Source organism: Rossellomorea aquimaris (genome assembly GCF_020172085.1).
In the GTDB taxonomy this organism is placed as follows: domain Bacteria; phylum Bacillota; class Bacilli; order Bacillales; family Bacillaceae_B; genus Rossellomorea; species Rossellomorea aquimaris_E.
The window spans coordinates 250569-277502 of record NZ_JAIVAT010000003.1 but is presented as its reverse complement, the minus strand read 5'-3'; the positions used below and the strand labels follow the sequence as shown (position 1 = coordinate 277502).

Sequence of the window (26934 nt, the reverse complement as noted above, 5' to 3'; positions counted from 1 at the left end):
AACTTTAAGAAAAATCAACTATTGCCTATTTCATTTAACACTTTGAATTTTTTCAGGAACAAGTGTTTTCAATTCCAGTAAGTCATCAATAATCAGATCGGCTTGAGCAAGCTCCTCTTCTCTTGCGAAATCAAACCGGCAGCCAACTGACACCAAATTATTGTCCTTCCCAGCATTTATATCAGACAAGCGATCCCCTATCACAGTTCCACTCGTAATCTTGTATTTATCTACAATATGTTGGACTAAATCTGATTTATTCAGTGTGTTAATTTGCTGGATACTAAATGTTTCCGTTACCCATTTGTCTAAGCCATAATAACCGACAATCGCTTTTAAGTATTCTGTTAAACCATTACTGGCTATGTAAATGGAGTAATCATTCTCTTTTAAAAAGCTGAACACTTCTTGAACATGAGGATATAGTTCACCTTTTCCATTACTTATATTGTGGATTAACCTCTCTAGGAAAAAAGCATCCGTCTGTTCTCTTTCTTCTAGAGAATGATCAGGCAATAGCGCCTCCCACACCTTAGGCAAAGGAACCCCCATTATCTTTCGGTATGTATCAATGGGTGTGTCAGCATCCCATCTCTTTTGTGACCGTAAACGATTAAACGCATCATCAAGGGATATTTCTAATATTTTATCTGTTTGAAAGAGTGTTCCATCCATATCGAAAATCAGTGCTTTTGTCATTTTTATGTTCCTTTCCTAACCATGAATAAGACTACTTTACGTCATTGTGATTTCACTTAATGCTCTCTTCTCTCGTTCTGCTCACAACCCAACAACTTCATCAAAAACGGCAGGCTCCTCATCAACCAGTACATGTATTACTTCTTGACCTGGATCTCTTGTTAAATAATAAACATGTTGCTCCACAGTATCCCCTTGTGAATCAGAAGTACTGAACTTTATCGTGACCGTATCGTCCATTGTTTCAACATTGGTTTCTACTTCTCCACTTGATTGAAATACGATATAAGAACCTTTTTCTCCTTCATCCATCAACTGAAGTTTCAAATTCGAATCAATATTTTCTTGTACATTATGAGGTACATTTTCAATTTCATGAAAATTGAACGTGGATGAATCATTTGATGATGATAGATTACATGCAGATAAAATCGAGAACATGAACAAGGCTAATCCAACGATTCTTTTCATTCCCACTCTCCTCCTGCCTTTGAAGAACTTGCGTAGAAGTTATTTCTCATAAGCATACATAATAATCTCCATGCCACTATGTGTCTTACGCCAATCGTAGACCACGATGACCTCCTGACCATTTCTATCCTCAACATCTGTCTTAAATTCCTTTATCACCTCTTCAATGATCACTTTCTTATGATCATATTTCCCTGAGTTCACTTCTCTTCTGTCATCATATACGATGGTGTAATCAACTAATTTATTTGATATATTCATATCGTGCATTTCCTCCCCTTTTTACGGACCTGTCCCACAAGCCACTTCATACTCTTCATTCTCATTCGCCTTCGCATAACATATGCTGGCTGTTTCACCAGTAGGACTATTATAGTCATACCAATAAACATGGTACTGCTGACCATATTCTTGATCCTGATAATCCTCTTTTTTAATGAAGGCAAAAAAGCTTTGATAAGGATGCCCATCCTTGTAAATAGCTTCTCTTAAAGCTGACCTCGGTGAATCATGATCGTGAATTTTTGGAGCCAAAAGTGGTGGCAATGCAACGAACACCACTGCTATCAGTAAAATAAACGCTAAAACCTTTTTTCTCTTCGTCACATGTTCCCCTCTTTTCTACTTGCCTGCACACTAGCTCAATTCCAATTATTCCAAATTCTTCATTATTAGACAATCCCTCATGTGACTAAATCCCATTCACCTCTCAAACTTTTTCATATTTTTGTAAAAAATACCAAGAATATATTCCCATGCTTTTCTATTCATACTATAATTCTATATTGTGACATGTATCTTTTTACATATAAAAAACGATCACAGCAGAGACCAATCTTAAAAATAATTTACATTTTTTTAAGAATAAGAGGCTCTTTTCCTCAGTAAAATGAACTTTGTGGTCACCTGTTGGGAAAGTCAGGTGAACTACGCCTCAAGACCTAGGCGAATATTAGTCTGGAGGAGGCTGTGATCAGGTCAGAAATCAAGTATCTTTAAAAAGAAGGTTTGAAAACCAAATCAGTATTAGGGGGGAAACACATGCAAGCTTTAACCAATTGGGTATTCCGCAATAAGGCGGCCATGGGACTCTTTATCGTCATCACATTGCTTATCGGCATCATTAGTTATTTCCGTTTGCCTATGGAATTCTTGCCAGAAGCGGATAATCCACAAGTCACAGTCGTGACCTTGGGACAGGGGTATGACGCCGGATCCATGACAACGAATATCACAGAGCCCGTGGAACAAGCGGTCGCATCCATTTCCGGAAAAACATCGATCCTATCCACTACAGGGGAAGGGTATTCCCAGATTTCCATCAACTTTGATTCCAAAACAGATATGAAGGAAGCCAAGTTGAAAGTGGAGGATGCCATTAAAGGGATTCAGCTTCCTGAGGGAGTCGGCCAACCGCAGATCTCTCAGCTGAATACGTCAATGATTCCAATCGGTCAGGTTTCCGTGACATTTGATGACGGATTAACGAAAAAGAACCTGGATCTCGTCAACGACGAATTCAAACCACTGTTTGAGAATCAATCCGGTCTGTCTCAAGCCAGTGTCGCCGGTGAAAACACTGCACGTGTCCAAATCAACCTTGACCAAGATAAACTGGAAAAGTTACATATCCCGGTTAACGCGGTGATGGGAGTGCTGCAAGGACAACATGTATCTGCTTCTGCCGGAAGCACAACGATTGATGGGCAGAAGAGTACAATCAATGTAACGGACAATTTGACTTCCGTAGATGCGTTGAAGAATTTGCCTATTCCGCTGCAAGTCCAGAATGCTCCTGTCGTTAAACTGAAAGACATCGCAACCGTTGAAAAAGTAAAAGCAGAAAACACAATCACACGGGTAAACGGGAAAGAAGCCCTGGCCATCATCCTGTTCAAAGAAAGTGATGCCAGTGCGGTAACAGCAGGAGAAGAAGTAAAAGACACAGTAGATAAAATCAATAAAGACTATGACGGTGTCGAAGCAAAGACATTGTTCACAACAGGGGATATGGTCAAGAACTCGGTGAACAGCATGGTTCGCGAAGTCGCTTTAGGCGCTCTGTTCGCAACGCTTGTGATTCTTTTATTCTTAAGAAAATTCAAGCCGACCCTGATTACCGTCGTTTCCATTCCATTATCACTTTGTATCACTCTATTCCTTCTCTGGTTATCCGGAGTCACCTTGAACATCCTAACTCTGGGAGGAGTCGCTGTGGCTGTCGGTCGACTGGTCGATGACAGTATTGTCGTCGTCGAAAATATTTTCAGGCGCAGCCAGAATGAGAAGCTGTCTAAACAAAATGTTCTACTTGCTACCAAGGAAGTTACCCGTGCGATTACGTCGTCCACACTCATTACCGTGGCCGTATTCTTGCCGATGGGACTTGTCAATGGATCATTGAAGGCGTTCCTGCTTCCATTTGGATTGACGGTTACGTACTCATTGCTCGCTTCCCTGCTTGTAGCCGTGACGGTCGTGCCGTTGTTAAGCCGAAGTATGTTGAAAAATACTACACTGCCTAAACACAACACGCCTCACCGCTACGTAAATGTGTTGAGATGGTCCTTAAATCATAAGTTCGTTCCGATCCTTTTGGCCATTCTTGTCTTCGGAGGTTCGATCGCTCTTTATATCACGTTACCGAAAGCAGCGACAAGTGCAAACGATGCATCATTTGTAGCTGTATCAATGAATTTCCCGAGCAATACGCCTAAAGACACCATTAAAGAGCGTATGACAAGCTTTGAAGATAAACTATCGGAGTTTGAAGGATTCGATTTCTTGATCACCCAGTATGGATCTAGTGAAGAAGCAGCTCAATACGGAGAAGTAAGTGATCCAGATACCGTTTCTTACAGCGTGATCATGAAGGAAGATGCTGATGCTGAAGCCTTCATAGAAAAGGTGAATGAAGCGAAAAAGGATGAAAAGGACGTCATTATCACGGCATCACCTGCATCCATCTTTGGAGGATCACCCAATTCAAGTATTACGTATGATATCGTCGGAAATGACACCAATGAACTTCTGAAGACTTCCAAATCGATCATGGATAAGATCAAAGATATCGATGGCGTAAAGAAAGTCTCCAGCAATCTGGAGAAAACGTCACCTGTCTTTACGGTGAACGTCAACACGGAGAAAGCAAATGCCCAGCAAACGGCTATGCAAATCCGCTCATTACTGAATCCACAGCCGATCGGGGTAGTCAACCTGGATGACCAAACAACTCCTGTGTTCCTGGACGCCGGTGTCGACCTCACGAAACAGGCCGATTTAAAAGGATTAACGATTGCAACGAACTCGGGCATCCAGCCACTATCCGATGTGGCATCCATCACGGAAGAAGAGAAACCGAGTACCGTCCTGCATAAAGACGGTGACTTATATGTCCGAATCACAGCCGAGGTAGACCCTGAAGAGCTTTCAGTCATCTCGAAAAATATCGATACCAAAGTCAAGGATGTTGAACTTCCAAAAGGTGTGTCTCTTGATACCGGAGGCGCCGCTGCCCAACAGGCCGACGACTTTAAGGATCTTGGAATGACGATGCTTGCTTCCATCATGATTGTTTACCTGATCATGGTCCTTACCTTTAAGACATTGAAAGCACCACTTGCGATATTGATTACGTTGCCGCTCGCTTCCATTGGTGCCGTTCTTGGACTGCTTATTGCACGGGTTCCTGCAGACGCAACGGCTCTCATCGGAGCATTGATGCTGATTGGAATCGTTGTTACAAACGCCATCGTCTTAATTGACCGCGTGAAGCAGAATGAAGAAACGATGATCATTCGTGACGCGATTTTAGAAGCATGCGGCACTCGTCTCCGTCCAGTTGTCATGACAGCGATTGCCACCATTTGTGCTATGCTTCCACTTCTATTCGGTCACACTGAAGATGGAAGTCTTGTATCAAAATCGCTGGCTGTTGTCGTCATCGGTGGTCTTGCCGGTGCTACTGTGCTGACGCTTGTGGTAGTTCCTGTGTTCTACGAATTGCTGTATTTCAGGAAATCGAAGCGTCAACGTGCTCAGCAGTTGGAAAGTGATGAGAAAGTAGCTCAGTAAGGTTTATGTGTGCTGAGTGTATGATAGAAAAAGGTGCTTATCCGATTCTGGATAGGCACCTTTTGTTTTTTAATATGGAATGGGTGTATGAATGATTCAGCTGTTAAACTTAGGCTTATATTCAGCTGCTAAGAATCAGCAGCTGAATCCAACACCTATCCCCTTACCTCAATAATGATTCACATATTCTTTCAATTCCTGATACATTCTTTCAATGACTTCATTCTTTCTTAGTTCAGGATTTCTCATCATACACTGAATGATCGCCCCCACTAAATCATTCAGATCACATTTTTCTTCAAATACTGTTTTTACATCATACCCTTTTTCAAAAACCCGAATGGCGACATGTGTTTGATCTAATCTATTGAATTCCCATGTGTACTCAACCGGTTCATCCAGCATTGTAAAACGGAGTTCCTTTCTTGGGAATGCAGCCAAACCAGGTAATAATTGATAGACAGCCTTTAAAAACTCTTCCAATGGATTATGGAATAAGTAGGAACACACAAATTCAAATCTAGTTTGATCAATCCTTATGAAACCTGAAGCCCACCCTGTATCCGTTAATGCATATTGAAATTCTACGTCATTTGGCAAATGTATCAACTCCAAAAGGTTTATATCAGTCATCCTATCATTAATAACCATCTAGGTTCATGATGAATTCAGCTGTGGAATATCCACTTATAATCAGCTGCTGACATAATTGGAATATTCAACTGCTGAATATCGTTATAAAATCAGGAGCTGATCCCACCTCCATTTACTCACTATCTCCATTAATTTAAAAACACATTAAAGGATATCCATACTCTTCATAGAACTTATGTATAGATAGTTTATAAAAGAGGAGTAGATAAGAAGTGAGTGATCAAATCATACCGGCAGTCATTGCTTTTATATTAGTTGTGGTACTATCTCCCCTATTCATTGAACTCTTAAGAAAATTAAAGCTCCTGCAACCGATAAGAAAGGAACTTCCCTCCAATCATCAAATCAAAAAGGGTACTCCGTTAATGTTTGGAATCATTCTTTTTATAGGAGTGGTTGTATCCTTATTTTTCTCCCCTACGCCACTAATGTTCTTCTTGGCTATTACGTATATTCTATTCAGTTTTATAGGATTCTTGGATGATTTTTGGAAAGCGTCACGTCAAGATCCTGGAGGTGTATCGAGTAGAACCAAGCTTATTTTCCAATTTCTATTTACCGGTGGCCTTCTTTTCTACGTGATAAACGAGCTTGAGTTAGACACGACGATTCGTATTTATCAACATCTCTCAATTGATCTTCCAATGGTCGTATATTTCATAGTGATCACCTTATTTGTTGTGGCCTCTGCCAATGCCATTAATTTTACAGATGGCTTGGACGGGCTTTTAGGAGTGGTGGCCATTCCTACATACTTTTTCTTCTTTATGATTTCAGACAAATCAGAGGTACAGCTCTTCTGTTTAATCATGATTGGCTGCTTACTTGGCTTTCTCATCTATAACATCTTTCCAGCCCGAGCTTTTATGGGGGATACAGGGTCATTGGCGATAGGGGGATCCCTTTCCTTTCTTGCCGTTATCGAGAAAGTGGAGATCCTCATTCCCCTATTATTCTTTATTTATTTCGCTGAACAACTTTCGGTCATCTTACAAGTTGCATCATTTAAATCGACAGGGAAACGAATTTTCAGGATGACACCCATTCATTATCACTACGGCTTAAAATATGGTTGGGGTGAAACGACCATTGTCACCGCCTTTGGGTTTGTTTCGTGGATTTGTACGTTTATTTGTTTCGCTTATTGGAAGTTTATTCTCTATCCATAAGGGATATAAAAGGAACTTCGTATGTTGAAGTTCCTTTCTTCATTCTCGATTAAAATCTCCGTCTTCGTCATGTAGAATGTTTTTACGAATCTATAGATTGCAACGCGTCAAACAATTCTTCCTGTACCTTTTCATCTTCACTCACATAAAACACCAATAGATTATGTATTCCATATACCTGATGTTCTATTAAATCATACGTTGCTGTTTTCTCTTCAAACGCCTGCACTGCTTTTCCCCGTTCATTTGAAGTGGGAAAAATATAAATGGATAAAGTGTTTCCCTCCAAACCGTACACTTCAGGGGTAACACCGTTTAATTTTTGAATAAAGACGTTCTCTTTTGGTAAATCTGACGTGTCTTCTAATTCCAACCCTTGTTCTCTGATTACATTTAAAACTTTTTCTAAAGTAATGTCTTTCGTATTTTGAGAGGAGTCTTCTGCTTCTTGTTGGTTGCAAGCACTCAGTAAAAGGATGAATAGTACAGAGAATAATAGTTTTTTGGTCATATTCTTACCTCCAATCCTATTAGTCTTTTTTTAACTGCTCTCCTTTTACATCAAAGCATACCTTTTCTCAATATGCGATTGATAAATTCTGTTTTGCCTTCTGTATAAGAGTCTCGGCTAGTTACTGTATTAGCTAATCTCCTTTTAATCTGTTCATACTCGATAACAGCTTGTGGGTTATCCCTCATATAATCTCTGAAAGCTAAATGCCTTGCCAGCTCTTTACTATCTTTGTGACATACATAGAGATGGTGCGCCATCCATTGTGTGCCTTTTCCGTCCCATGGAGTCAAAAGATTCTTTCTCCCAAATGCTTCTCTACCTTCAAAACTCCATTCTTTCTGGTGAAAATACCCTATCTGTTCAAGTTGCAGAATGACACTATGGAAAACATCATAACTTTCTATCACAATATCAATATCCAAAACCGGCTTTGCACCGAGTCCTGGTATGGAGGTGCTACCCACGTGTTCAATCCAGATTATGACATCCTTTAAAGCAATACTCAAAACCCGTTTTATGGAATGAAATTCTTCTGACCATCGATCATCATACTGAACAATTTCTATGCCAAGTTCCGCCAATTTGCTCCCCCTTAATCCCTAACAGAACCTTACAACTCCTTTACATCTCAAAAAAACGATCTCTTTCAACCCTACATACTCTTACAGCAAAGTTTTTGTACCATTCTTTTTTTCCTCTATCCTGTGCCACTTGATGGGCTGAATGTTCTTTCCACTGCTTGATGGCTTCTACAGATTCCCAGTAAGAAATCGTGATTCCCAGACCTTCATCGCGGGCGCTTTCTATCCCTAAGAAACCTTTCTGTTGCGATGCTAACTCTACCATTTTTTCAGACATCTTCTCATACCCTTTGTCATTCTCGGTTCGTTCTGAAGCAAATATTACCGCATAGTAAGGTGGTTGAGGAGTTTTTGCCAATCTATCCAATTCCAGTACCCCCAATGCTTTTTTCTCAGCTCAATAGATATTTTTTAAAAATACATATATAAGGTTAGATTTTATCCCCTAGATAAAGATCATCAAATTTCACATACTTATTTTGTTCCATTTCTCTATAAATCCTAATAAAGTTTACATCGAGTACGGGATATGGACCAATTTCCGTTTCTACTACTGCAGCCATATCTTTCAAATCTTGTTTTGTAAGGCCATAAGTTGTCTTCCCTAAAGTCAAGTGGGGTACGAAATGATCTAGTTCAAAATACTTTTCTATTACCTTTGAAGGTTCTACTGAGTTTACTATTTTCTCGTGTAACTTGTGAAGGTCTTCTGATAGCGCACTTAAATATAGTATCTCTTCACCAAAAAACATGGCTTTATTTAATTCAATGCGAAAGGGTTCTGTTTCAGAACACACTTCCTTGATACGACTTATCCACTTTAAATTTTCAGTTAATCCTCCTTGTGCTTTCAAAGTAATATGAGGTTCAACAATCTGATCAATGCGGTTATTTTTCCATCTGTTTCGAAATGCTGAAATCCTATCTTTATATTCCTCTGGTGGAATAATGCCTATAAAAAATTTCAATTGCCCTCTCCCTTTATTATCTCTAGAATCTTTCTACAACTAAACAAACTTGTACATCAAAACGTCGTCCACATATGTATGTTCATTTATTTTAAATTCCTTAATCTTACGGCCTTCCTCAATAAATCCCATACTTTTGTATAATGAAATAGCCCTATGATTTGTAGAAAACACTCCCAAACTCACCTTTTCGATTTGTGGGTGGTTTTCTGCCCAATCGAGCATTGCTTTAAGAAGGAATTTACCAATCCCTTTACCCCTATATTCTTCCATGATCGACATCGAAATCGATCCCGTATGAGATAATCTTTTTAATTGATTTGACCGAAAGACAATGGATCCTACAACCATGTCATTTACCTCAGCAACAATTAAATTTTCTTTATCATTATTTACTATGTCCTGAATGATTGCTCTTTGCTGTTTGATAGGCTTCTTTTCGAGTTCATCAGGCAACGAGATGAAGTAGTCTCCTTCAGTCATAATGGAAGTTGATATTTCTAATAGTGTTTCTGCATCTTCTTGCTTAGCAGTTCGAACGATGCACTGATGATTGTTTACTATCTCAGTCAATTGAATCCCCCCTAGTCATAAAATTGTTAACTCAAATACCGTTCCTCAATCAACCTACGATGATGAATCTCATGCCCGGCAATAATGTATCCAATAGCCCTCGCCGTCACTTCTCCACCATTTGCTCTTCCTCTCTGTACCAGGGCTTCCTCATCCAAACTGCCTAGAAGTAGAATAGTATGTTGGCGGACAAGAGATTGATGATGTAAAAGCTCCTGTAAGGAAAACCGATTAAATTTCCCCTTTTTCACATACTCATCATCATGATATCCCGGCAGCATTTCCTTTTCTCCTCTTCCTATAGAAAGAAGACGGTAGCTCATAATCCGTTCGGTGTCGGTTATGTGACCTAGTACTTCCTTGATTGTCCACTTTTCAGGGGCATATCGGAACTCGGACTTTTCTTCGTTTACATCTTTTAATAGATTGATGGTTTCCTTTAGTTGAGCATCAAGAATCTGGAGCAGATCTCCATCTGGTACGTGGTTCACATATCCCTCATAATATGGAGGATACTCATTCATTTCTGGTTTATTTAGCATCGTTTCTACTCCTTTTGTATGTACGTTATTCACATTCCAATTATTTCAAAAACGAAGGGTCCTGACAATCACTTTACTCAATTGATAAGCTTAATCGCCACGCAATTCCCCAGGCAATTATAGACCTGACCTATACTATAAGGATTGTATTTCCAACCTAAAACACTTTCCTCTTCAAGTGATACATTCTACTAAAATTTAAATTTTCCTTTTTTACTCTTAGGTTAAAGAGATTACCCCAGCTTTATTTAGAAAAAAAGAAGTGGATTCAATCGAATCCACTTCTTACGTTTTTAGTTGATGCCCAACTCTTTCTTTATGCTTTCCAAGGTTTGGCCTTGATACATTTGCTTTGGAGTAGGGGCTTTGTCCACTCCAGGATCTGTTTCGAGGTAATTGTATTCGACAAGCTCAAAGTCTTCTTCATTGATGACTCCATCGAAATTCAAATCCGCTTCTTGTTTATCTGTTCCCCATGATTCTTTCAACGCTACAGCATCAAAAATATCAATGACGCTATCCTGATTAATATCACCGGCATCTTGTTTGCGAATAGGGAATTCACGCCATGTTCCAATGACTCTTTCTCCACGCTTCTCATAGATTTTAAAGGAAGTGTTCACCGGGAAGTGTCCGGGGATCTTGACTTCAAGATTAAAAGGTTTGTCCGTTATAGGTAAGTCTGACACTGAGAAAGACGTTTTATTGATAGTTCCTTCATGTTTCACTCCATCAGGGTCCGTCACCGTTAGGGAGATCGGAGCATTGGAGAAGTCCTTGTCGTAGTCAAACTTTCCGTCCATACCATAAAATCCTTGTGGAACAATACTTCCGCGAGCTTCGGAATAGCTGCGCAACAATTCCGGAATATCTCCTTTAAAGTAACCTCTCATATTTTTTGTTTCTTGTCCGTCCGTATTGATGTAAGAAGCTGCTAGTGATGGTACTTTTAATTGATTTCTTTTAGTATATTTCGCTTCTTTTGCTTCTAAAATTACGTCAACGACTGGGGTATCTCCCGTTACTTCTATAGTTGAACCTTCGTTAAGGGAAACGGTGATATCCAAATTATTCTGGAAGCTAGATTTATCTTTGATTTCATGCTTGATAGTGGATTCACTATAAGACTTGAATGCTGGATTAAGGACTACATCCTTTACTTCCATTTCGTTTTTATCATACGTAACGGTAAAGTTACCTTCTTTGAATTTCATTAAGTTATTAGCGGTTAACGTCAGTTTGAACTCTTCTCCTGCCGTCAGTTCGCTCTTATTACTCTCAGTGGTCATATATGGGGTCCCTTCGGCCACGAAAGCATTAATGATTGGTCCACTCTCTGCCAGGTTCCCAACTGAATCATAGGCGAAGAACGAAAGCGGATAACGCTCCAATAGAGGACTCATTAGAATCTCTTCGTTCAGGTTCCCGGAAGCGTCAGTGATTAATGGAACGGGACTAGGGAACGGTGATGCCCAGTAATAGGTGATGTAATTATTCGATTGGTCTACATCGAATCCCGCTGCTTTCATTTGATCGATTTCGTTATCGTATAGCTTTAAAGAAACGGGTACCGTTTCTGTCCCTGGTGCATATTCATATACACCATTCGGTAAGCTGCTGGATATTTTCGGTGCCGTATTATCGATAAACGTATCTGTTTCCTTTGTAAAGATTTTTCCTTTTGCATTTACCCCAACAAGTTTCAATTTGTAATGTCCTTCTGGTGCAAGGGTAGGATTCACAGAGAATGGATTATTCTTGTTCCCGGTGTAAGGGTAATAGTAACCCGAGAACATGGAATTAAATACAATTCTTTGTCCTTCTTTTATTCCAGTTGGATTGAACGATGCAATGAGCCCTAAATCTTTGTTTGTTTTTGGATCCACCAATACGAGACTCATTTGTTCCATCGGGGATCTTAGCACAAATGATCCAGGTGTAAAGTTAAACAGTGTGCCGAATTGATTGTTCTGTTTGGTTGAGAAGTTAAACGCCTCAAGTGCTTCTATCCCTTCTTCCGATACCCTTATGCCAAATGGAATTTGATATTCTTCAGACGGATCCTCACTATTTACATACGTCACGTACCCTTCGTAATATCCCTTTTCAGCTGTAGCCGGCACATCCAGGAACACCTTCGTTTTCTTTGATTTTCCGGCATTTATCGTCAATTTGTCAGCATAGGAAAGTGAAACGTTGTTTCCAGCTGCGTCCAGGGATTTACTTGTAAACTTTACGCTGGCATGGAACGTCTTGTTCTTGTCACCTGAATTCGTTATTTCGATTGTTCGTTGGTCATGCAATGGTTTTCCGTCTACATAACGTAACCCGAAGCTCATACCTCCAGTTCGTTCGTCAATCGTCACTTCTTCCCCGTTATGGATGGTTGTCGTTTCGTCCACCACCTGGAAGTTGACACTGGAGTGAATGGCTTCATATGGGTCCACCCTTCCTGCGCCGACTTCATACACGCTGTAATCACCATTCAGTGGGTCGGCGGTATTCATCAATTTGGATTTCACATCAGCAGGCGTATAGCTGTTATTCGACTGTAATAGAAGTGCAGCAATCCCTGCTACATGTGGAGAAGCCATGGATGTCCCGGACAATCGGGTATAAGCATAGTCATAGGTTCCATTTTCTTTATCATTGATATAAGAAGGAACCGTCGATAATACAGATACACCAGGAGCTACAACTTCAGGTTTGATATCGTAGTTCATTTTAGAAGGTCCCCTCGAGCTGAAGCTTGCAAGATGGTCCCCATCTGTTTTGAATTCATCTAGATCACTAAATGTGATGGTTTTACCTTCTTCTAGACTATTCTTTAACATTTCACCTTCTTCTTTGGATAAAGAGAAGGTTGGGATGTTATCTACACCCTCACCAAGATAATAAGGGATCTGGCCTTCTTCGTTATTATAAATGATGATAGCTTTGGCACCATTTTGTTTAGCATACTTAATCTTGTCGGCAAATGAGTAAGAACCCCGACTAACAAGAGCGATATTCCCATTTACTTTATCCTTGATGGATGAGTAATTGGAATTCCCGCCAAGTCCAGCATCCAATACCTCAAGACTCGCACCCTCGAAGTCAGAAATCTTATCGCTGAAGTTTTTAGCCATTAATTGAAGGTGCACTTCATTTGAGCCATAGTGACCGTTTAACGTCGGAATGTCGAATGGAACATCACTTGCGCCTACTGTCAGAGCAAGCGCGGACGTTCCAGGTGAACCTAGAGTGAATGCAGCACTTCCGGCATTTCCTGCAGATACAACGGCTGTCACTCCACTGAGGACCGCGTTGTTAACTGCTACACTTGTTGGGTAGAGAGGGTCATTCACAATCGCACCCAATGATAGATTGATTACATCCATTCCTTGTTCAACGGCCTTATCGATCCCTGCAATGACATTTTCACTTGTTCCGCTTCCGTATGGGCCTAATACACGATACCCATAAACGTCCGCTTCGGGTGCCACACCTTTTACACTATATTCAGATTCATCGTTATCCCCTTGACCGGCAATCGTACCCGCTACATGGGTTCCATGTTCGGTGTAGTAGCTATTGCCACTATAAACCTCGGGTTTCCCGGATGCTTGCCAATCCTTATAGGTCGTTTCCATCGGGTCTGTATCGTTATCGACAAAATCATAGCCGCCTTTGAAAACACCGTCTAAGTCAGGGTGATTGTAATCGATACCTGTATCAATCACTCCCACTTTTATCCCTTTACCAGTGAAGCCTTCACTATGTAATTGGTCGATCTTTAAATAAGGCATACTTTCAACGATATACTCGTCTTCTTGTTCTTCAGTATCATTCGTTACAGGTGGCTCCACCTGTACTTCAACGTCACTCCATACAGCTCTCACAACGTCTAGATTTAGTAATTCTTGCACTCTATTAGCTGGAACCTCTAATGAAACACCGTTCATGGCGTTTTCATACGTTTTTCCGATCTTAAATCCAGATTGACCCTTATCCTTAAACATATGATCCAGATCTTGCTTCAACTTCTTTTGATCATTAGCGACATTATCCTTCGCTTCTTTTTGGGTAAGTGTTTTACCTTCAAGTTGTGCTTTAAGCATAGCGACTTTTTCAGGATGATGATCCAGTTGAACAATGACCTTGATCGAGTCATTACTGTCCAGATTGACATTTTGAGATAAAAAGAGTCCTTCTTTTTCAACACTTTGTAGCTGTTTGTAGTTTTCAAGCTGCTGGGGGGTTAAGTTTGAGAGAGCATCTTCGATGGTGGATGGCTTTTCTGCCAGAACGTTTACGCCAGGTATATTGACTGAACTCAACATCATGCCTGCACCTAAGACGTAGATTAATAGATTCTTTTTGGTGTTCATTAAGTTATCGCAACTCCTTATTTCTGAATTTTTTAACAACTTAACGGTACCATAGGGAGTCAGATAAAATGTATGGGGAAAGTTTAATAGAAGTCGACAAAGCTGGTAAACGACAATCACTGAATTGTACCTATTAAAACAACATAATTCCTTTACTCGACAATGCACATCAATGAAATATGACCTACAAAACACTGAAAGCTATTGGGAAAATTCAACAACTAGACAAAAGGATGGGGACAAGGATATTTTTATATGTATTTTCCTATTTTCAAAAATAAAACCCATTAAAAAAGGTGCATTTCTTTAATAGAAATGCACCTTTTTGTATAAGCAATCTCTTACGAAATAACTCAGTGTCACTAATTGGTTTCCTTTTCACCCGGCTTTCGTTTATGCTTTTCAGTAATGATTTTTTTATTCAAAATCCTCACTTCCCCAACCATCAACAGCCTCATGTCCTCAACGATATATGCAGCGAGCTCTTGATCAGAGATGTCATCCCCATCAATATCAAGACGGAATTCCTGTCCCTGTATGCCGCCTCCGTTTGTAAAGTCGATTTCAAAGTCGAACTGAACCCGTTTATCCATCTGAATCCTCCTTAGGTTTGGTCATATCAGAATTCAACGAATATTAAGTAAACCTTTTAATCGCGCTCAGCTGAGATTTGAATTAGAGAAGACGATAGCAAAACGCTTAGATCAATTGATTAAAATCCTTCACCATCTCACTGAATTTTTCTCTTTCTTCTAAGTGTGGTGAATGGTTGCTATTTTCGAAAATGTAAAAGGATGAATTGGGAAGAAGATCAAAGATTTCTTCTGAATACACAAATGGGCATTGAGAGTCGTATCTTCCACAGAAAATAATGGTCGGAGTGGTGATGTCCGAAATGCTTTCTCTAATATCATACGTTGGGAGTTCGGTATTAGAATAATAATCTAACCGTTTCTGGACCACTCTGCCACTGCTTGGCTTTGAGAAATATTCATCGAATCTTTCCGGGTCATACAATGACATTTCGGTCCATTCTCTACCTGCTTGTACTCGTTCTTCTTTCGTTGAATCTTGAGATTTCATCATGGAGATTAGTTCTTTTAAACGATTATTACCTGGATTTTGATCACAATAAATACTTTCCTGATGTTCCATATACGCATTGGTAGCGGATGCTCCACCGACAATTAAACGCTCTAAAGAATTTGGGTGATTAGCAGCATACACCAACCCGAGCATTCCTCCAGTGGAATGGCCGGCAAAGTTCCAGTGAACTAACCCAAGCGCTATCCGGATAGCTTCTAAGTCTTTACATGTCTCACTCATACATAGCTCATCTTCATTTGTCACTTCAGTCGATTTCCCCGATTCTTTCAGGTTTACAAGAAACACTTTGAAATCATCTACAAACATATCAGCGAAATAGTAGCCACGCTCGTTAAACTCGCTATAAAGATGAGTCACACATAATGGTTCACCATTCCCCGCTACAAATATTTCGAAATTTCCTCGTTCTGTTTGAATTAGCTTTTGTTCCCACATCATTTCTACCTCATCCACCTTTCTTTCCGTAATGTTGCCCGTTGTCGAAGGAGCGAACATCCAGCTGCCCTCAAAACACCGTGGTCATAAGCTGAGGATAGGATACCTTGCAGGTTTCTATTCTCTGTTAGATTTTCTTCAGAATTTTTTTAAAATACTCTATATTAATTAGACGAATGAGGAAATCGATAGGTTTCATTTATTTTTTCTTTGGTAGAACAGTTAATAAATGAAACCCTTTTAAACGGAACAACTATCACATATGAATATGATAAAGTTGTCAACCCTATTCATACGACTTAAACGGAAACTTAATTTCTGATGATATTTATACCTATTTCTATAATGATTTAGATCAATTGGTAAAAATTCATGATCAACAGAATAATGTTGTAGCTGAATATGGTTATAATAATGAAGGAAAGCGCTTCCCTAGATAATCGAATGGATCTACCGCGTGACTCTTATCTCTGTTCCACCTGCCTTTATGCAGCTCAAAATGAAGATGTTGCCCTGTAGAATCGCCTGTGTTTCCCATATATCCGAGGAACTGTCCTTGCTTCACTTGAATCCCCTGTACATACTTTTCGACTGCCTGAGCGCATGTGAGCGTACACCGTTTCATAGGTTTCTCCATTGAGGCTGTGAACAATGAAAACAACTTCTCCATAACTGCTAGATCGATAGGATCTAGACACCATTCCAGAAGCTGCCGCCACCAATTTCACCGTGCCATTCTGTGCGATATCAATCCCATTGTGAATCCGTGCGACTCCATGAAGGAAGTCTTTCCCGAAACGTGATGTGATCTTACCTTGTGCTGGATAAATAAACATCAAAATCTCTCCCTTACATTTTTTTAATATAAAAAGAGCCACCTTTAAGGCAGCCCTTAGTTCTTCTCTTCACTTTGATTTTCAATAACCTGCAAACGTTCAGTGATTGCCTTTGGCACCTTCACTCCGATTTGCGCAAGGTTCTCTGCGATCGACAATCCTTCATTGGCGATATAAAAAAGAACGGTTCCAAAGGTGAGGACCCCGTTCAATCCAAGGATTTGGTCTATGACATTCCATTTTACTTAGCTTGTTAACTCCCCTTAAGACCCATTCAATATGTCTGTTCCTGGCAATGTCCCACTCAATCCGATCTATAGCTGTCTGTTCAGTTGATGAATGAAACTCATTCGAAAATGAAGGAGGAACAAGTGAATAAGTAGCAGTCACCTTAGGAAGCTTATTCTCTGGAACAGTTAGTAAATAGAATCGATATTTTTCTAATGCTGATTCAACAGCTTCCTTTGTTTTCTCTCTGTCGATCTCAGGAAGCATGAACAATTATTTTCCCATTTAAGCTTCCTCCTCTTTCAATTCTAATTGACAAAATTTTAGTTATCTTGTTTCACAACCATTAAAATATTATTAAAGTATCCTATATCTGGAGTTGCAGATTCTATTATCACTTGGATAAGGTCATTCACACTTAATGAGAGCATAATTGTTCTTGCGAAAGTATTATTTATCACATCTGAAGGTGGAATTGAGTAATATCGTATTTCTGACAATTCATTTATTGGTCCCTCATTTAATCTAACGTAGGTTTCTAGAATATCAACCTCAATTGAAGTTGAAGCTGGAAATTGAGCAATAAATGAATAATGTATGGAGTACACTCCTTCACTACTTATTCTTATTCCTTGTGTCGTTCCAAGAATTGGTGTAACTCCACTATATGGCCCAATATTAGTAAAGGTCATCAAATCTCCGCTGACTGCACCGGTAATGCCATTTCGATATAATGAACCATAAACAGGTGTAATCCCTGGTCCTTGTGGCCCCTGCTCTCCTTGTGGTCCCGGTTCTCCTTGTGGGCCCTGCTCTCCTTGTGGGCCCGGTTCTCCTTCTGGTCCCTGCTCTCCTTGTGGGCCCGGTTCTCCTTCTGGTCCCTGCTCTCCTTGTGGGCCCGGTTCTCCTTGTGGTCCCTGCTCTCCTTGTGGGCCAGGTGGACCCGGAGGACAATTACAATTGAATGGATATATATCACAGCTCTCTGGTGGCATTATTTCTTTTGGGAGATAAATATTGTTTCTTCTTAACTTAGGGATTTTTCTCATTCCACACACCTCGATACACTATTCTTAACTTATTATATGGAAGTATCAAAATCATGATTGGACATAGGTACAACAAATGTATATTCTTCAAAATATAGAGTTTTGCATAGGGTGATGCACACCTTCTCCCTATCTTCTATCTGCTGTCATTTCGGACGATCATCAGGGATATATTTGCATCATTCAACCTGATCTTCTTCTGATTCCACTTCTTCAATACTCAACTGATTGTCTGGTACATCCACATTCCCGTTTTCCTCAACCGTGTATTGAGTACCCTCATAAAGCTCCTCGATACTCATCTGAGAAGGCTAAATGGATAAGTTCACGTTTCGACCAGCATACTTGTAATTCACATTGAATTTTTCTGCTAGACTCGTTCCTTTATGAATCATTTCATCATATAGGCAAGGACTATCAAATATTACTTTATTGCCTGGGGATAATATAGATTCAATGATAGCCCAATCAAAATTGTATGATATTTTCCCTGACGTATGGCCGTCCATTTCGGCTCCCTCACTCGTCTCTAATAGTGATGTCTTACTAACATCATGGTCAATGATTATAGCTCCTGTTCTTTTGGCCATTTCACGAGCAAGTGTAGATTTTCCCGCACCTGGAAACCACTGACATCTGTATGAATAACATGAACATTCCCCTATTCTTTGTTGGTCGTACACTCCCTCAATCAGATTCTCTGTTAGGCAAGAGGCAGACAGACCGTCCATTATACACACCTGTAGCTCTATAATTCCTTTTGTATAAATTCATTTATGATAGGTAGGTCAGGTGGGCTAATAGTAGAAGGAATGTCAGCCATATTAAAGAATTTTAATTCTTCGACCTCATTTTCGTCTTTCCTTAATCGACCTTCATAATCCCTGCATATATAAACGGTCACCACATTATATACCTCATCACCATGAGGATATTGATAATAAAAATCACTACCAGAATATACGTTAAATAAGGTTAATTCATTTGCCAATAAACCTGTCTCTTCAAGTAATTCTCTCTTAGCTACTTGTTCTAACGTTTCCCCAATCTCTAATGAGCCACCAGCTAAACCCCAACAATGATTGTCCTTTCTAAGTTGTAATAATAGCTCTTTATTGGAATTAACAATAATGACGCATGCACCAGCCATAATGAGTGGGCGACTCCCCACTATTTCTCTTAAATCCATAATATATCCCATAATATCCTCCGCCATTTTGTCCCAGTGTAAGTTTATTATTGTGGTTATTTCCCTATGAACTACTTTATAAATCCATCCCCATCCGCCTACTCTTTGTCTTTAATTTCATCGACTCATAAAATTTTATAGCTCCTTCGTTGAACTCCCATACACCTAATTCTAATGAGTCTGCTTCTATACTCTTTGCGAACTCTATTATTTTCTCAAAGAAGATTCTCCCCATTCCGTTTCCTCTGTACGTATGGTCGACACCAAAGTCATCCATGTAGACCACTTTCCTTGGGATGAGAATGGATCTTTCTTCTGTACGTTTTATCGTAATGATCGAATAAGCGATCGGTTGGCCTTTTTCTAACAAGAATACCTTTGTGTTTTCTCCATCGATCAAGCTGTTGAAGTACTCTTGATCTAACGTGGCATCAGCCATTCTATAATGGTCTGGTCTTTCCTTTGTATGCATTTCGTGAACTTGTCTTTGTATGTAATGAACCGCATCATAATCGTTCTTGGTGGCCTCTCTCATATGTATATCCAATCTATATTCCCCCTGTGGACTTTAACTCTTGAAGCAAGTTAACAAATCTTTTTATAAAAAATAAGTGTGGCATGATCATTTAATTTCTTACTGATTCCCGTTTTGCTATAGCCCATTTTTTCATACAGATGACAGTTTCTTTCCTCTTCTAATAGTGTCGCTAATTCCCACGATTCTGCTTGAGGAAACATTTCTTCAACTAAGAGTATCGTTTTCTGTGCGATCCCCTTCCCTTGAGAAGAAGGTAAAATAAACATGGGACTAATCCAGAACTGAACATCTTCTTTCCAATAGACGCAAATGGCCCCTACGAGTTTATCCTCAGTCAAAATCTTATAGAAGCCACCGTCAGCCCTATTGATCCTTTTTTGTACTCTTTCAATCGTCTCGTTCGCCGGATTGGTTTCAGAATCTTTATACGTGTTCAACAGTGGCATAAATGCCTCAACCTGAATGTTAAAGATAGATTGTGCATCTTGGTTTGTTGCTTTTTCTAACCGAACCTCCATGGCTACACCCGCTCTTGATTTAGATTTTAAAGAATTAAGTCAAGAATGTAATAAGAACATTCCCGATGAAAAACACTGCTGGCAAAGCACTGATCATTAAGCCGAATGTAGCAATATTCTTATTAAAAGAGAGCACCGAACCGATGATCCAGACAGCTATGACTAAAAGAAATTGAGGGTAAACAAACGTATGATCGGTGTAATTCTCACCTAAGCCACCACTCGCGAAGAAAAGAGTAATAGGTATAGTGAGTATGCCTGTAATGACAAGATGAATGATTCGATATATTTTCAGATTCACAGAATCCCCCCTCAAATTCTTCAATTAATTCCTATTCCCAAACAAGCAATCAACGTTTATTCATTTTCTCAGTCCATTCCTCTAACATCTCATCATCTAATTCCTCCATTACCTCCTGAGTTCCATCTTCCATCACGATCTTTACTTCTACATCCTTTTTATCACTGACGGCATACCAGAACCTTTTATCTTCTTCGACCTCAATGATTTTGGCTTTTTCTCTCCCTGCATACACTTCCTTAATAGAAGGATCACTGATTGCCCCAGAATAGATATACGGTTCCTGGTTCATAGCCGACCATTTTACAGGGGTATCCCATTCAGCTCCTCTCGTATGTTTCCATTCCCACTGTCCATCTTCTTGTTTAAAATAGGCAATAAATATTTGCTCTCCTTGAGGATTATTTTCTGTAAATACAGCGATCGCATCGTTTGTTTGAACCACATCTTCATCTTGGTGAATGAGTGAATAAGAATAATTTACTTCTTGATCATAACCCTTTGACATTTCCTCCATCTTTTTATGGAAGAAGTCTTCAAAGGAATCCTTAGTAGAACACGCTGCCAAGAAAGCGATGAGTGTAAAAATACTTAGTGCAAAAAATTTATTAATTTGGGATCATCCTCTTTTCTTATTACGGTTTATAGTATAATACAGCGATTTTTTTAATATTTTCTACTCGCCAAAAAACCTAATAAATTCGAACTCCTTGATTTAAGTCAATGAAAGCCTCCCTCATCCGAACTACAATCTAAATGAGATCAACTTAAAGGAGGTATTATATGAAAGCAACAAATCAAACCATGCAGCAAAAAGCAGCAACCTCTTCGAGTGTCGCACTTCTTGTGATGACGTGTGCTGCATTCTTTGCTCAAGGGTACGCTCACAGCTCATTGGTCATAGATGGAGACGCGGCAACCACATTAAAAAACATCCACGCATCTCAATCTTTATTTCGTCTTGAGGTACTAGGATGGCTGATCATTGTCATCATGGATTTAGTCGTATCATGGGGATTTTATGTGTTTCTGAAGCCCATCCATCCTAGTTATGCCTTATTAGCCGGTTGGCTTCGTTTGCTTTACACAGCCATACTGGCGATTGCGATTTCACATCTTGTGATCGCCAATGGCATGATTCAAGGACCAGTATCTGGTGTGGCACAGCAAGTAATGGGGTCCATCACGGCGTTCGAAGCAATCTGGTCCTTAGGATTAATCATCTTTGGGCTTCATCTTATTACAGTCGGTTTCATCGCAATGAATACAAGAAAGATCCCCAAAGTGCTTAGCATTCTATTAGTTTTAGCCGGCTTCAGCTACTTCATCATTCATTTCATGTACGGGTTTATCCCACAGATTGAACGTTTCACAGGAATACTGGAATTGATTCTTATGGCTCCCATGGTAATAGGTGAATTAGGCTTTGGTGTATGGCTATTGGTAAAAGGGAGAAAGTGGACTCCTTAATCAACATTTCGAAGGTGACTGGCTTCTGAGCGTTTCTTGATACGACTTAGAGATTCCGGCTTGATTCCCAGGTAGCTTGCCAACTGGTACTGAGGAACCCGGTCAATTAACTCTGGCCTTTTTTCCATCAATGCATGAAACCGCTCTTCCGGTGTCGAAGAAATGAAGGAGGAGAAATCATCCCGCATAGCACCCATATCCTCTTGCATCATTTTGCGAGTCATTACTTCTAACACCGGATGCATGTCGTAAGCTGCCTGCTCTGTAGCTAAATCACCCACTACAAGCGTACAGTCCTCCAAACAGCTAAGAGAGTATTTTGAAGCCCTATCCGTCACGTGCTGATTAAAGATCGTCACACTCTGTTCTTCCGTAAAGAAATTGTACGTATGCTCAATCCCATTTTCATTTACAGCGTACTGTCTGACACACCCTTTTAAAACAAAATAGCACTTGTGGGGAACTTCTCCCTGATGCAAAAGGATCGTCCCTTTCTTATAAGTAGCAACCGGAACATCCACTGTCAGTTTTTCCAACTCTGAATCACTGAGATTGGTAAAACGCTTCATATACTGGATAAGGACTTCTTTCATGTTTTTCTCCTTTCTCAGAACTGTAATCACCCTTCAATTATAGCAATATTTAACAGGTACATGGAAGGTTATCGGAGGTGTAAAATCGGGTCATGCAATAAGAAATGAACATAATATATATACTTATTAGTATATTTAATGAACAAAGATTAGAATCATTCTGTTAATCTTATAACTAAGGGGGAGATACGTTTGGACCTGTTTTTATTTATTTCAGTCATTGTTGGTTTGACTTTTATTTTTTTATATTTTGTACTCCGTTATGACTTAAAAAAGAAGAAATTAGAACTGGAAGAAAATAAAATAGAGCTGGAAAAGTTAAAGTTACAACACAAGGAAAAACAAGAGGAAGAAAAGCATTAAAAGAAATCCTAAAGACCATTCCTATACGCCATTTCAACATAAGCAAACAAGAACGAAATAATTGACAAAATTTTTAATTTATGCTATAATTTACAATTTTACAAAAATTATGTACAATGAGATTCTCCTGGCCAGGGGAATCTTATTTTTATATGGGGGTTAATGGAATGAAGCAAAATGAGTCCAGTGTCACTTCCTTAGTATCTGCATTCGCTCGGGCCTATCATAGTCAATATGATACTCCAAAGATTTTCGATGATTTTCTTGCAAAAGATCTCCTTTCCCACGAAGAGTATTCAGGGATCAGAACAAATATGATCCAAGGTATATCGTTTTTCAACCAAGAGATTGGTCAAAGGTTTCAAGATCAACCAGATGAAATTTTAAAATGGATTAATCAGGTGCAACTCTCTCCAACACCCTTAGCTCGTGCTGCATTCTGTGAAGACGTGATACGCAATGAAGTGACATTAGGAGTAAAGCAGTTTATGATTCTCGGAGCGGGGTTAGATACATTTTGCTTTAGACATCCAGAATTCGAAAATAGATTAGAAATATTTGAAATCGACCACCCCGCTACACAGGAATTCAAAAAAAGAAGATTAGCGGAGAATCATTTCCAAATCCCAATAAACCTTCATTTTGTTCCGATGGACTTCACGAAGCGGTTTTCCAATCAAAGCCTCATCGATGCAGGATTTGATCCTAATCAAAAAACATTCTGTAGTCTTTTGGGTGTTTCCTATTATTTAACAAAAGAGGAAATTTCAAGCTTATTCCATGATCTATTCGCCGAACTACCATCTGGAAGCTCCATCGTATTTGATTATCCAGACGAAAAACTCTTTGAAGAAAAAGGAATGTCTAATCGAGTAAAAAATATGATCAAAATGGCATCAGTAGGTGGAGAAACGATGAAATCATGTTTCTCTTATGAAGAAATTGAGAATGTATTAGAAAAAGCAGGTTTACTCATTTATGAACATTTATCTCCAAGGGCGATCAATGAGCGTTTCTTTAGCAACCGGTCGGATTATTTTACGGCATTTGAAACGATCCATTATATACATGCTGTAAAAAAATAATGACTTGATGACATGCCGCTCAATGCTTAGGATGATTGAGCGGTTTTTCAAATTCAAAAGTAAACCTACCTACTTACTTTCTTGAATAAGTTCCCTTGATTGAGAATCATAAATTTTATAGCCTATTTCAAACGCATGATCCTTTGTAACCGTAAGCTCACAATAGTATGGAACGGCCCTTCCGTAGGAATCCAAGTCAGGGATATCTACAAAATAATATACATCGGAGGAATGTTGCATGTTAAATACCGCTTCACTGGATCGGCCAGATGAATCGATTTCAATTGTGCAACTCCCTTTTACAACATCGTACTCCTTATTGATCATATATTTTAAACTAGGGAGAGTTACTACTAGCAGTAGTCCGCTTAGTAATAATGAAAGAAAAGCTTTCCCTATATTCAGGAAGGTAAATTCTTTTTCTTTGAACATAAAGAATAACCAAAACACACTTATACAAAATAACAAGCCACCTATTGCTAACAGCCCATAATACATCTGCATCCTCATTCCCATGATGTAATTTGTAGTTTACTGTATTTACGTATCAATCTATTAAAAAGTTTCGAAAATCTCTTGTGACCTAGGGTGAAGTATGGTAATCTGTTAGCATTCTTGAAATTGACCTCAGAATCATAAGGAAACCCACCTCTCTTTAAATGAGGTGGGTTTTCTATATTTCAATTTCTCTTAAGAGTAAATTCATCTTTTTTGCCATCCCATTTAATGACTACTTTGAATTCATCATCTTCATTTGGTTTGGCACATCCTGAACAAGCCGTTGAGGTAGTAAACGTTCTACCGTAAACATACCTGTTACCATCATGATCACCAGTGTTCGAGGTAATTTCATAGACGATTTCTCCTACATCTCCTTCACCTTCTCCTTTGTACCCAAACACAAACTCCCCATTCTCCCTGTCTGAAGTTTGATTGCTGGTATAACTTCCTTCCCAATAATCTCCTTCTCCTTTATAGTAATACGTTTCCTGCTGACATCCTGATAGGAAAATCAAAAATAAAAAGAAGGCAAGAATAAATAAAAGCTTTTTCTTCAGGTTAAGAATGTTAGCCACCTCTTTCTTATTTTCTAACAAATAGCGAATACCTAATAGGATGTTCAAATCCTAATTTTTCTGCTAACTTAATGGATGATACGTTCTCAACGTCACAATCCCAATGAGGTGTTAGCCCCTTTTCTAAACATTCATCAATAAATAGCTTTCCTAAGTTGAAGGCTAAACCTTTGCCTATAAAGTCCTGTTGTGTCGCAATGTCAATCTCAACAATCGATTTGCTATGAAAAATCGAGGTACATTCACTTACAACTCTGCCTTTATATAATGCAGAAAATCCCATGCCATTGGTAAGAAAATTAGATACGGATCCCCAATATAGAATATAGTAGTCTTGATTAAATTCAGGACTTCGTAAGATCATATCGTTATCGGTTTCCTTCACAATATAGTCCGCTGATAATTCTTTTACTTCAGTTGAGAATTTTTCCTTATTAAACAAATGCACATACCTACTCAATTGAGTGATTTCATTTTCGAAAAGACTACATATTACTTCGTCCCATTGTTTAGTAGCTGAAAACAAAGTAAACCTGAATCCTTTATTTTGCTGATGAAAATCCCTAAAGGAACGATTGAACGCACTATTTTGTTCATTTCCTACGATAAAATATATTCCGGAATTCGTACCGATTAGAACCGTGGCTGGGCAATCCGCACGATCAGCCCGAACAGTGCCTTCAATAATATTTTCAATAACAGCATAAGCAAAAGTAGGACAAGTTTCACAGTTATCCAAAATCGTTAACACTTTTTGAAACTCATTTTTCTCCAATACTTCCATAACTCCTCCTTGACGAAAACGTTTTTCTTTCCCCTTTAAGTCAGTTACAATAAAAAATGCACTTTCATACATACTGAAAGAATGTTGAATGATAAGAACTACGTAATCCAAAATTGAAACGTTAAGATGGCCGATAACATCAAGGTCATTTCAGCTATTGTTAAAAAAGCTTGTTTGGGATATTCACTATATTTCCATTCAAAGAATGCTCTAACAGCATAGTCCAGTGCCAATAACATACTAATCCCAATTAAATATAAGTAGATCATGATTTTATCGTTTATCACCAAAATGGATAAAATCATTAGAGTCAGTGCATTGATGAGTCTCATCCATTTATCCACTTTACGATGAGATTCATTTATATGATTATAGGAAAAGAAGTTTCTCTTCACTTTTTTCACTTTAAAAATCTTTCTTAATAGAAATTTAACGATGGATATCAAAACAAAAACAACGATTGCTATGAAAATATATTTCACCAAAACGCCCCCCACCCGATAACCTTATACCAATTATTTCAAATTCCAAGAATCCACTCAAGAAGAATTTTCACAAATCCCTAACGGAAGGAGGATACTGTTATGTGTTCAAGAAAGAGGATAAGGAAGCATTCACAACCATATCTTAGCAATTGTACCCCTAACATGGATGAGCTCGCCTCTACGTTGAAAACCGCGAAATTTGACGAAATATGAAAAACTTTGGCTTTTTTCTATGTTCTCACTTTATGTTTTAATGAAAAGA

33 protein-coding genes and 2 pseudogenes are annotated in these 26934 nt (G+C 39.0%); 5 read left to right on the top strand and 30 right to left on the bottom strand.

Going from position 1 to position 26934, the window contains the following annotated elements; all coding sequences use genetic code 11:
• Positions 1–30: 30 nt before the first annotated feature.
• The 4 genes from LCL96_RS02060 to LCL96_RS02045 form a co-directional block, all read right to left on the bottom strand.
• A complete protein-coding gene (locus tag LCL96_RS02060) occupies positions 31–699 on the bottom strand; it encodes an HAD family hydrolase (RefSeq protein ID WP_224939828.1) in 669 nt (222 codons plus the stop codon).
• An 81-nt stretch (positions 700–780) separates the two neighbouring features.
• Positions 781–1170 (bottom strand): hypothetical protein, encoded by a 390-nt coding sequence (locus tag LCL96_RS02055; protein WP_224939827.1) that lies wholly within the window; start codon positions 1168–1170, stop codon positions 781–783.
• 39 nt (positions 1171–1209) lie between these two features.
• On the bottom strand, positions 1210–1431 hold the full coding sequence (locus LCL96_RS02050; RefSeq protein ID WP_224939826.1) for a hypothetical protein: 222 nt from the start codon (positions 1429–1431) through the stop codon (positions 1210–1212).
• A 21-nt stretch (positions 1432–1452) separates the two neighbouring features.
• Positions 1453–1776, bottom strand: coding sequence for a hypothetical protein (locus tag LCL96_RS02045; protein WP_224939825.1), 324 nt, complete (start codon positions 1774–1776; stop codon positions 1453–1455).
• A gap of 435 nt (positions 1777–2211) precedes the next feature.
• Here LCL96_RS02045 and LCL96_RS02040 point away from each other — a divergent pair, with 435 nt between their 5' ends.
• Entirely contained in the window at positions 2212–5244 is a 3033-nt protein-coding gene (locus LCL96_RS02040; RefSeq protein ID WP_224939824.1) for an efflux RND transporter permease subunit, read from the top strand.
• A 168-nt stretch (positions 5245–5412) separates the two neighbouring features.
• Here the strand turns inward: LCL96_RS02040 and LCL96_RS02035 are convergent, their stop codons facing one another.
• Complete coding sequence (locus tag LCL96_RS02035; RefSeq protein WP_224939823.1) at positions 5413–5844, bottom strand: hypothetical protein; 432 nt, start codon at positions 5842–5844, stop codon at positions 5413–5415.
• 266 nt (positions 5845–6110) lie between these two features.
• Here LCL96_RS02035 and mraY point away from each other — a divergent pair, with 266 nt between their 5' ends.
• Positions 6111–7067, top strand: a complete 957-nt coding sequence (gene mraY / locus LCL96_RS02030) for a phospho-N-acetylmuramoyl-pentapeptide-transferase (protein WP_224939822.1) — start codon at positions 6111–6113, stop codon at positions 7065–7067.
• Positions 7068–7149: 82 nt separating this feature from the next.
• On the opposite strand, the gene LCL96_RS02025 is transcribed toward mraY, so the two are convergent.
• From LCL96_RS02025 to LCL96_RS01925, 20 genes and pseudogenes are all read right to left on the bottom strand, one after another.
• The gene (locus tag LCL96_RS02025; protein ID WP_224939821.1) at positions 7150–7578 is read right to left on the bottom strand and encodes a hypothetical protein; all 429 of its coding nucleotides are present in this window, start codon (positions 7576–7578) and stop codon (positions 7150–7152) included.
• Between the two features lie 50 nt (positions 7579–7628).
• Positions 7629–8162 (bottom strand): GrpB family protein, encoded by a 534-nt coding sequence (locus LCL96_RS02020; protein WP_224939820.1) that lies wholly within the window; start codon positions 8160–8162, stop codon positions 7629–7631.
• 40 nt (positions 8163–8202) lie between these two features.
• A complete protein-coding gene (locus LCL96_RS02015; protein ID WP_224939819.1) occupies positions 8203–8529 on the bottom strand; it encodes an antibiotic biosynthesis monooxygenase family protein in 327 nt (108 codons plus the stop codon).
• Positions 8530–8593: 64 nt separating this feature from the next.
• Positions 8594–9130, bottom strand: a complete 537-nt coding sequence (locus LCL96_RS02010) for a 2'-5' RNA ligase family protein (protein WP_224939818.1) — start codon at positions 9128–9130, stop codon at positions 8594–8596.
• 39 nt (positions 9131–9169) lie between these two features.
• Complete coding sequence (locus LCL96_RS02005; RefSeq protein ID WP_224941261.1) at positions 9170–9694, bottom strand: GNAT family N-acetyltransferase; 525 nt, start codon at positions 9692–9694, stop codon at positions 9170–9172.
• Positions 9695–9729: 35 nt separating this feature from the next.
• Complete coding sequence (locus tag LCL96_RS02000) at positions 9730–10245, bottom strand: DinB family protein (RefSeq protein WP_224939817.1); 516 nt, start codon at positions 10243–10245, stop codon at positions 9730–9732.
• A gap of 293 nt (positions 10246–10538) precedes the next feature.
• On the bottom strand, positions 10539–14615 hold the full coding sequence (locus tag LCL96_RS23575; protein ID WP_318246395.1) for a S8 family serine peptidase: 4077 nt from the start codon (positions 14613–14615) through the stop codon (positions 10539–10541).
• A 362-nt stretch (positions 14616–14977) separates the two neighbouring features.
• Complete coding sequence (locus LCL96_RS01980) at positions 14978–15208, bottom strand: cyclase (RefSeq protein ID WP_224939816.1); 231 nt, start codon at positions 15206–15208, stop codon at positions 14978–14980.
• 106 nt (positions 15209–15314) lie between these two features.
• Positions 15315–16217: an alpha/beta fold hydrolase gene (locus LCL96_RS01975; protein ID WP_318246394.1), complete on the bottom strand. Its 903-nt coding sequence runs from the start codon at positions 16215–16217 to the stop codon at positions 15315–15317.
• 367 nt (positions 16218–16584) lie between these two features.
• Positions 16585–16999 (bottom strand): annotated as a pseudogene (locus tag LCL96_RS01970) (M23 family metallopeptidase); the annotation flags it as partial.
• Positions 17000–17049: 50 nt separating this feature from the next.
• Positions 17050–17229: pseudogene (locus LCL96_RS01965) on the bottom strand (phage holin family protein); the annotation flags it as partial.
• Positions 17156–17488 (bottom strand): ArpU family phage packaging/lysis transcriptional regulator, encoded by a 333-nt coding sequence (locus tag LCL96_RS01960; RefSeq protein WP_224939815.1) that lies wholly within the window; start codon positions 17486–17488, stop codon positions 17156–17158. The gene LCL96_RS01960 and the pseudogene LCL96_RS01965, both read right to left, overlap by 74 nt.
• A gap of 56 nt (positions 17489–17544) precedes the next feature.
• The gene (locus tag LCL96_RS01955; protein WP_224939814.1) at positions 17545–18270 is read right to left on the bottom strand and encodes a hypothetical protein; all 726 of its coding nucleotides are present in this window, start codon (positions 18268–18270) and stop codon (positions 17545–17547) included.
• A 179-nt stretch (positions 18271–18449) separates the two neighbouring features.
• Positions 18450–18572: a hypothetical protein gene (locus LCL96_RS23365; protein ID WP_263628039.1), complete on the bottom strand. Its 123-nt coding sequence runs from the start codon at positions 18570–18572 to the stop codon at positions 18450–18452.
• A 9-nt stretch (positions 18573–18581) separates the two neighbouring features.
• On the bottom strand, positions 18582–18860 hold the full coding sequence (locus tag LCL96_RS01950; RefSeq protein ID WP_412103553.1) for an ATP-binding protein: 279 nt from the start codon (positions 18858–18860) through the stop codon (positions 18582–18584).
• A 158-nt stretch (positions 18861–19018) separates the two neighbouring features.
• Positions 19019–19471 carry an NUDIX hydrolase gene (locus LCL96_RS01945; protein ID WP_224939812.1) on the bottom strand — a complete coding sequence of 151 codons (453 nt, stop codon included), beginning with the start codon at positions 19469–19471 and terminating at the stop codon, positions 19019–19021.
• A gap of 64 nt (positions 19472–19535) precedes the next feature.
• Entirely contained in the window at positions 19536–20006 is a 471-nt protein-coding gene (locus LCL96_RS01940; RefSeq protein WP_224939811.1) for a GNAT family N-acetyltransferase, read from the bottom strand.
• 38 nt (positions 20007–20044) lie between these two features.
• Complete coding sequence (locus LCL96_RS01935) at positions 20045–20515, bottom strand: GNAT family N-acetyltransferase (RefSeq protein ID WP_224939810.1); 471 nt, start codon at positions 20513–20515, stop codon at positions 20045–20047.
• Between the two features lie 34 nt (positions 20516–20549).
• A complete protein-coding gene (locus LCL96_RS01930; RefSeq protein ID WP_224939809.1) occupies positions 20550–20816 on the bottom strand; it encodes a hypothetical protein in 267 nt (88 codons plus the stop codon).
• A gap of 49 nt (positions 20817–20865) precedes the next feature.
• Entirely contained in the window at positions 20866–21324 is a 459-nt protein-coding gene (locus LCL96_RS01925; RefSeq protein WP_224939808.1) for a hypothetical protein, read from the bottom strand.
• A 275-nt stretch (positions 21325–21599) separates the two neighbouring features.
• Between LCL96_RS01925 and LCL96_RS01920 the strand changes: the two genes are divergently transcribed.
• Positions 21600–22286 (top strand): DUF4386 domain-containing protein, encoded by a 687-nt coding sequence (locus LCL96_RS01920; protein ID WP_224939807.1) that lies wholly within the window; start codon positions 21600–21602, stop codon positions 22284–22286.
• On the opposite strand, the gene LCL96_RS01915 is transcribed toward LCL96_RS01920, so the two are convergent.
• Positions 22283–22879, bottom strand: coding sequence for a Crp/Fnr family transcriptional regulator (locus tag LCL96_RS01915; protein ID WP_224939806.1), 597 nt, complete (start codon positions 22877–22879; stop codon positions 22283–22285). The genes LCL96_RS01920 and LCL96_RS01915 overlap by 4 nt on opposite strands.
• A 192-nt stretch (positions 22880–23071) precedes the next feature.
• Between LCL96_RS01915 and LCL96_RS01910 the strand changes: the two genes are divergently transcribed.
• Both LCL96_RS01910 and LCL96_RS01905 read left to right on the top strand, forming a co-directional pair.
• Positions 23072–23242, top strand: coding sequence for a hypothetical protein (locus tag LCL96_RS01910; RefSeq protein WP_224939805.1), 171 nt, complete (start codon positions 23072–23074; stop codon positions 23240–23242).
• A gap of 167 nt (positions 23243–23409) precedes the next feature.
• The gene (locus LCL96_RS01905) at positions 23410–24327 is read left to right on the top strand and encodes a class I SAM-dependent methyltransferase (protein ID WP_224939804.1); all 918 of its coding nucleotides are present in this window, start codon (positions 23410–23412) and stop codon (positions 24325–24327) included.
• A gap of 69 nt (positions 24328–24396) precedes the next feature.
• On the opposite strand, the gene LCL96_RS01900 is transcribed toward LCL96_RS01905, so the two are convergent.
• The 4 genes from LCL96_RS01900 to LCL96_RS01885 form a co-directional block, all read right to left on the bottom strand.
• On the bottom strand, positions 24397–24825 hold the full coding sequence (locus LCL96_RS01900; RefSeq protein ID WP_224939803.1) for a hypothetical protein: 429 nt from the start codon (positions 24823–24825) through the stop codon (positions 24397–24399).
• Between the two features lie 182 nt (positions 24826–25007).
• Positions 25008–25424 (bottom strand): hypothetical protein, encoded by a 417-nt coding sequence (locus tag LCL96_RS01895; RefSeq protein WP_224939802.1) that lies wholly within the window; start codon positions 25422–25424, stop codon positions 25008–25010.
• Positions 25411–26187, bottom strand: coding sequence for a GNAT family N-acetyltransferase (locus LCL96_RS01890; RefSeq protein WP_224939801.1), 777 nt, complete (start codon positions 26185–26187; stop codon positions 25411–25413). The genes LCL96_RS01895 and LCL96_RS01890 overlap by 14 nt, the downstream gene beginning before the upstream one ends.
• Positions 26188–26285: 98 nt before the next feature.
• Entirely contained in the window at positions 26286–26669 is a 384-nt protein-coding gene (locus LCL96_RS01885; RefSeq protein ID WP_224941258.1) for a DUF4181 domain-containing protein, read from the bottom strand.
• Positions 26670–26934 lie beyond the last annotated feature (265 nt).

Coding starts and splice junctions, on each gene's coding strand:
- LCL96_RS01900 (WP_224939803.1), bottom strand. CDS start 24,825: ATGTATTATGGGCTGTTAGCAATAGGTGGCTTGTTATTTTGTATAAGT.
- LCL96_RS02060 (WP_224939828.1), bottom strand. CDS start 699: ATGACAAAAGCACTGATTTTCGATATGGATGGAACACTCTTTCAAACA.
- LCL96_RS01950 (WP_412103553.1), bottom strand. CDS start 18,860: ATGGCCAAAAGAACAGGAGCTATAATCATTGACCATGATGTTAGTAAG.
- LCL96_RS02055 (WP_224939827.1), bottom strand. CDS start 1,170: ATGAAAAGAATCGTTGGATTAGCCTTGTTCATGTTCTCGATTTTATCT.
- LCL96_RS23575 (WP_318246395.1), bottom strand. CDS start 14,615: ATGAACACCAAAAAGAATCTATTAATCTACGTCTTAGGTGCAGGCATG.
- LCL96_RS01945 (WP_224939812.1), bottom strand. CDS start 19,471: ATGGGATATATTATGGATTTAAGAGAAATAGTGGGGAGTCGCCCACTC.
- LCL96_RS01975 (WP_318246394.1), bottom strand. CDS start 16,217: ATGTTCGCTCCTTCGACAACGGGCAACATTACGGAAAGAAAGGTGGAT.
- LCL96_RS02000 (WP_224939817.1), bottom strand. CDS start 10,245: ATGCTAAATAAACCAGAAATGAATGAGTATCCTCCATATTATGAGGGA.
- LCL96_RS01955 (WP_224939814.1), bottom strand. CDS start 18,270: ATGAGAAAAATCCCTAAGTTAAGAAGAAACAATATTTATCTCCCAAAA.
- LCL96_RS02050 (WP_224939826.1), bottom strand. CDS start 1,431: ATGAATATATCAAATAAATTAGTTGATTACACCATCGTATATGATGAC.
- LCL96_RS01905 (WP_224939804.1), top strand. CDS start 23,410: ATGAAGCAAAATGAGTCCAGTGTCACTTCCTTAGTATCTGCATTCGCT.
- LCL96_RS01920 (WP_224939807.1), top strand. CDS start 21,600: ATGAAAGCAACAAATCAAACCATGCAGCAAAAAGCAGCAACCTCTTCG.
- LCL96_RS02025 (WP_224939821.1), bottom strand. CDS start 7,578: ATGACCAAAAAACTATTATTCTCTGTACTATTCATCCTTTTACTGAGT.
- LCL96_RS01915 (WP_224939806.1), bottom strand. CDS start 22,879: ATGAAAGAAGTCCTTATCCAGTATATGAAGCGTTTTACCAATCTCAGT.
- LCL96_RS01980 (WP_224939816.1), bottom strand. CDS start 15,208: ATGGATAAACGGGTTCAGTTCGACTTTGAAATCGACTTTACAAACGGA.
- LCL96_RS23365 (WP_263628039.1), bottom strand. CDS start 18,572: ATGAGTATCGAGGAGCTTTATGAGGGTACTCAATACACGGTTGAGGAA.
- LCL96_RS02040 (WP_224939824.1), top strand. CDS start 2,212: ATGCAAGCTTTAACCAATTGGGTATTCCGCAATAAGGCGGCCATGGGA.
- LCL96_RS01960 (WP_224939815.1), bottom strand. CDS start 17,488: ATGCTTCCTGAGATCGACAGAGAGAAAACAAAGGAAGCTGTTGAATCA.
- LCL96_RS01925 (WP_224939808.1), bottom strand. CDS start 21,324: ATGTCAAAGGGTTATGATCAAGAAGTAAATTATTCTTATTCACTCATT.
- LCL96_RS01935 (WP_224939810.1), bottom strand. CDS start 20,515: ATGGAGGTTCGGTTAGAAAAAGCAACAAACCAAGATGCACAATCTATC.
- LCL96_RS01890 (WP_224939801.1), bottom strand. CDS start 26,187: ATGGAAGTATTGGAGAAAAATGAGTTTCAAAAAGTGTTAACGATTTTG.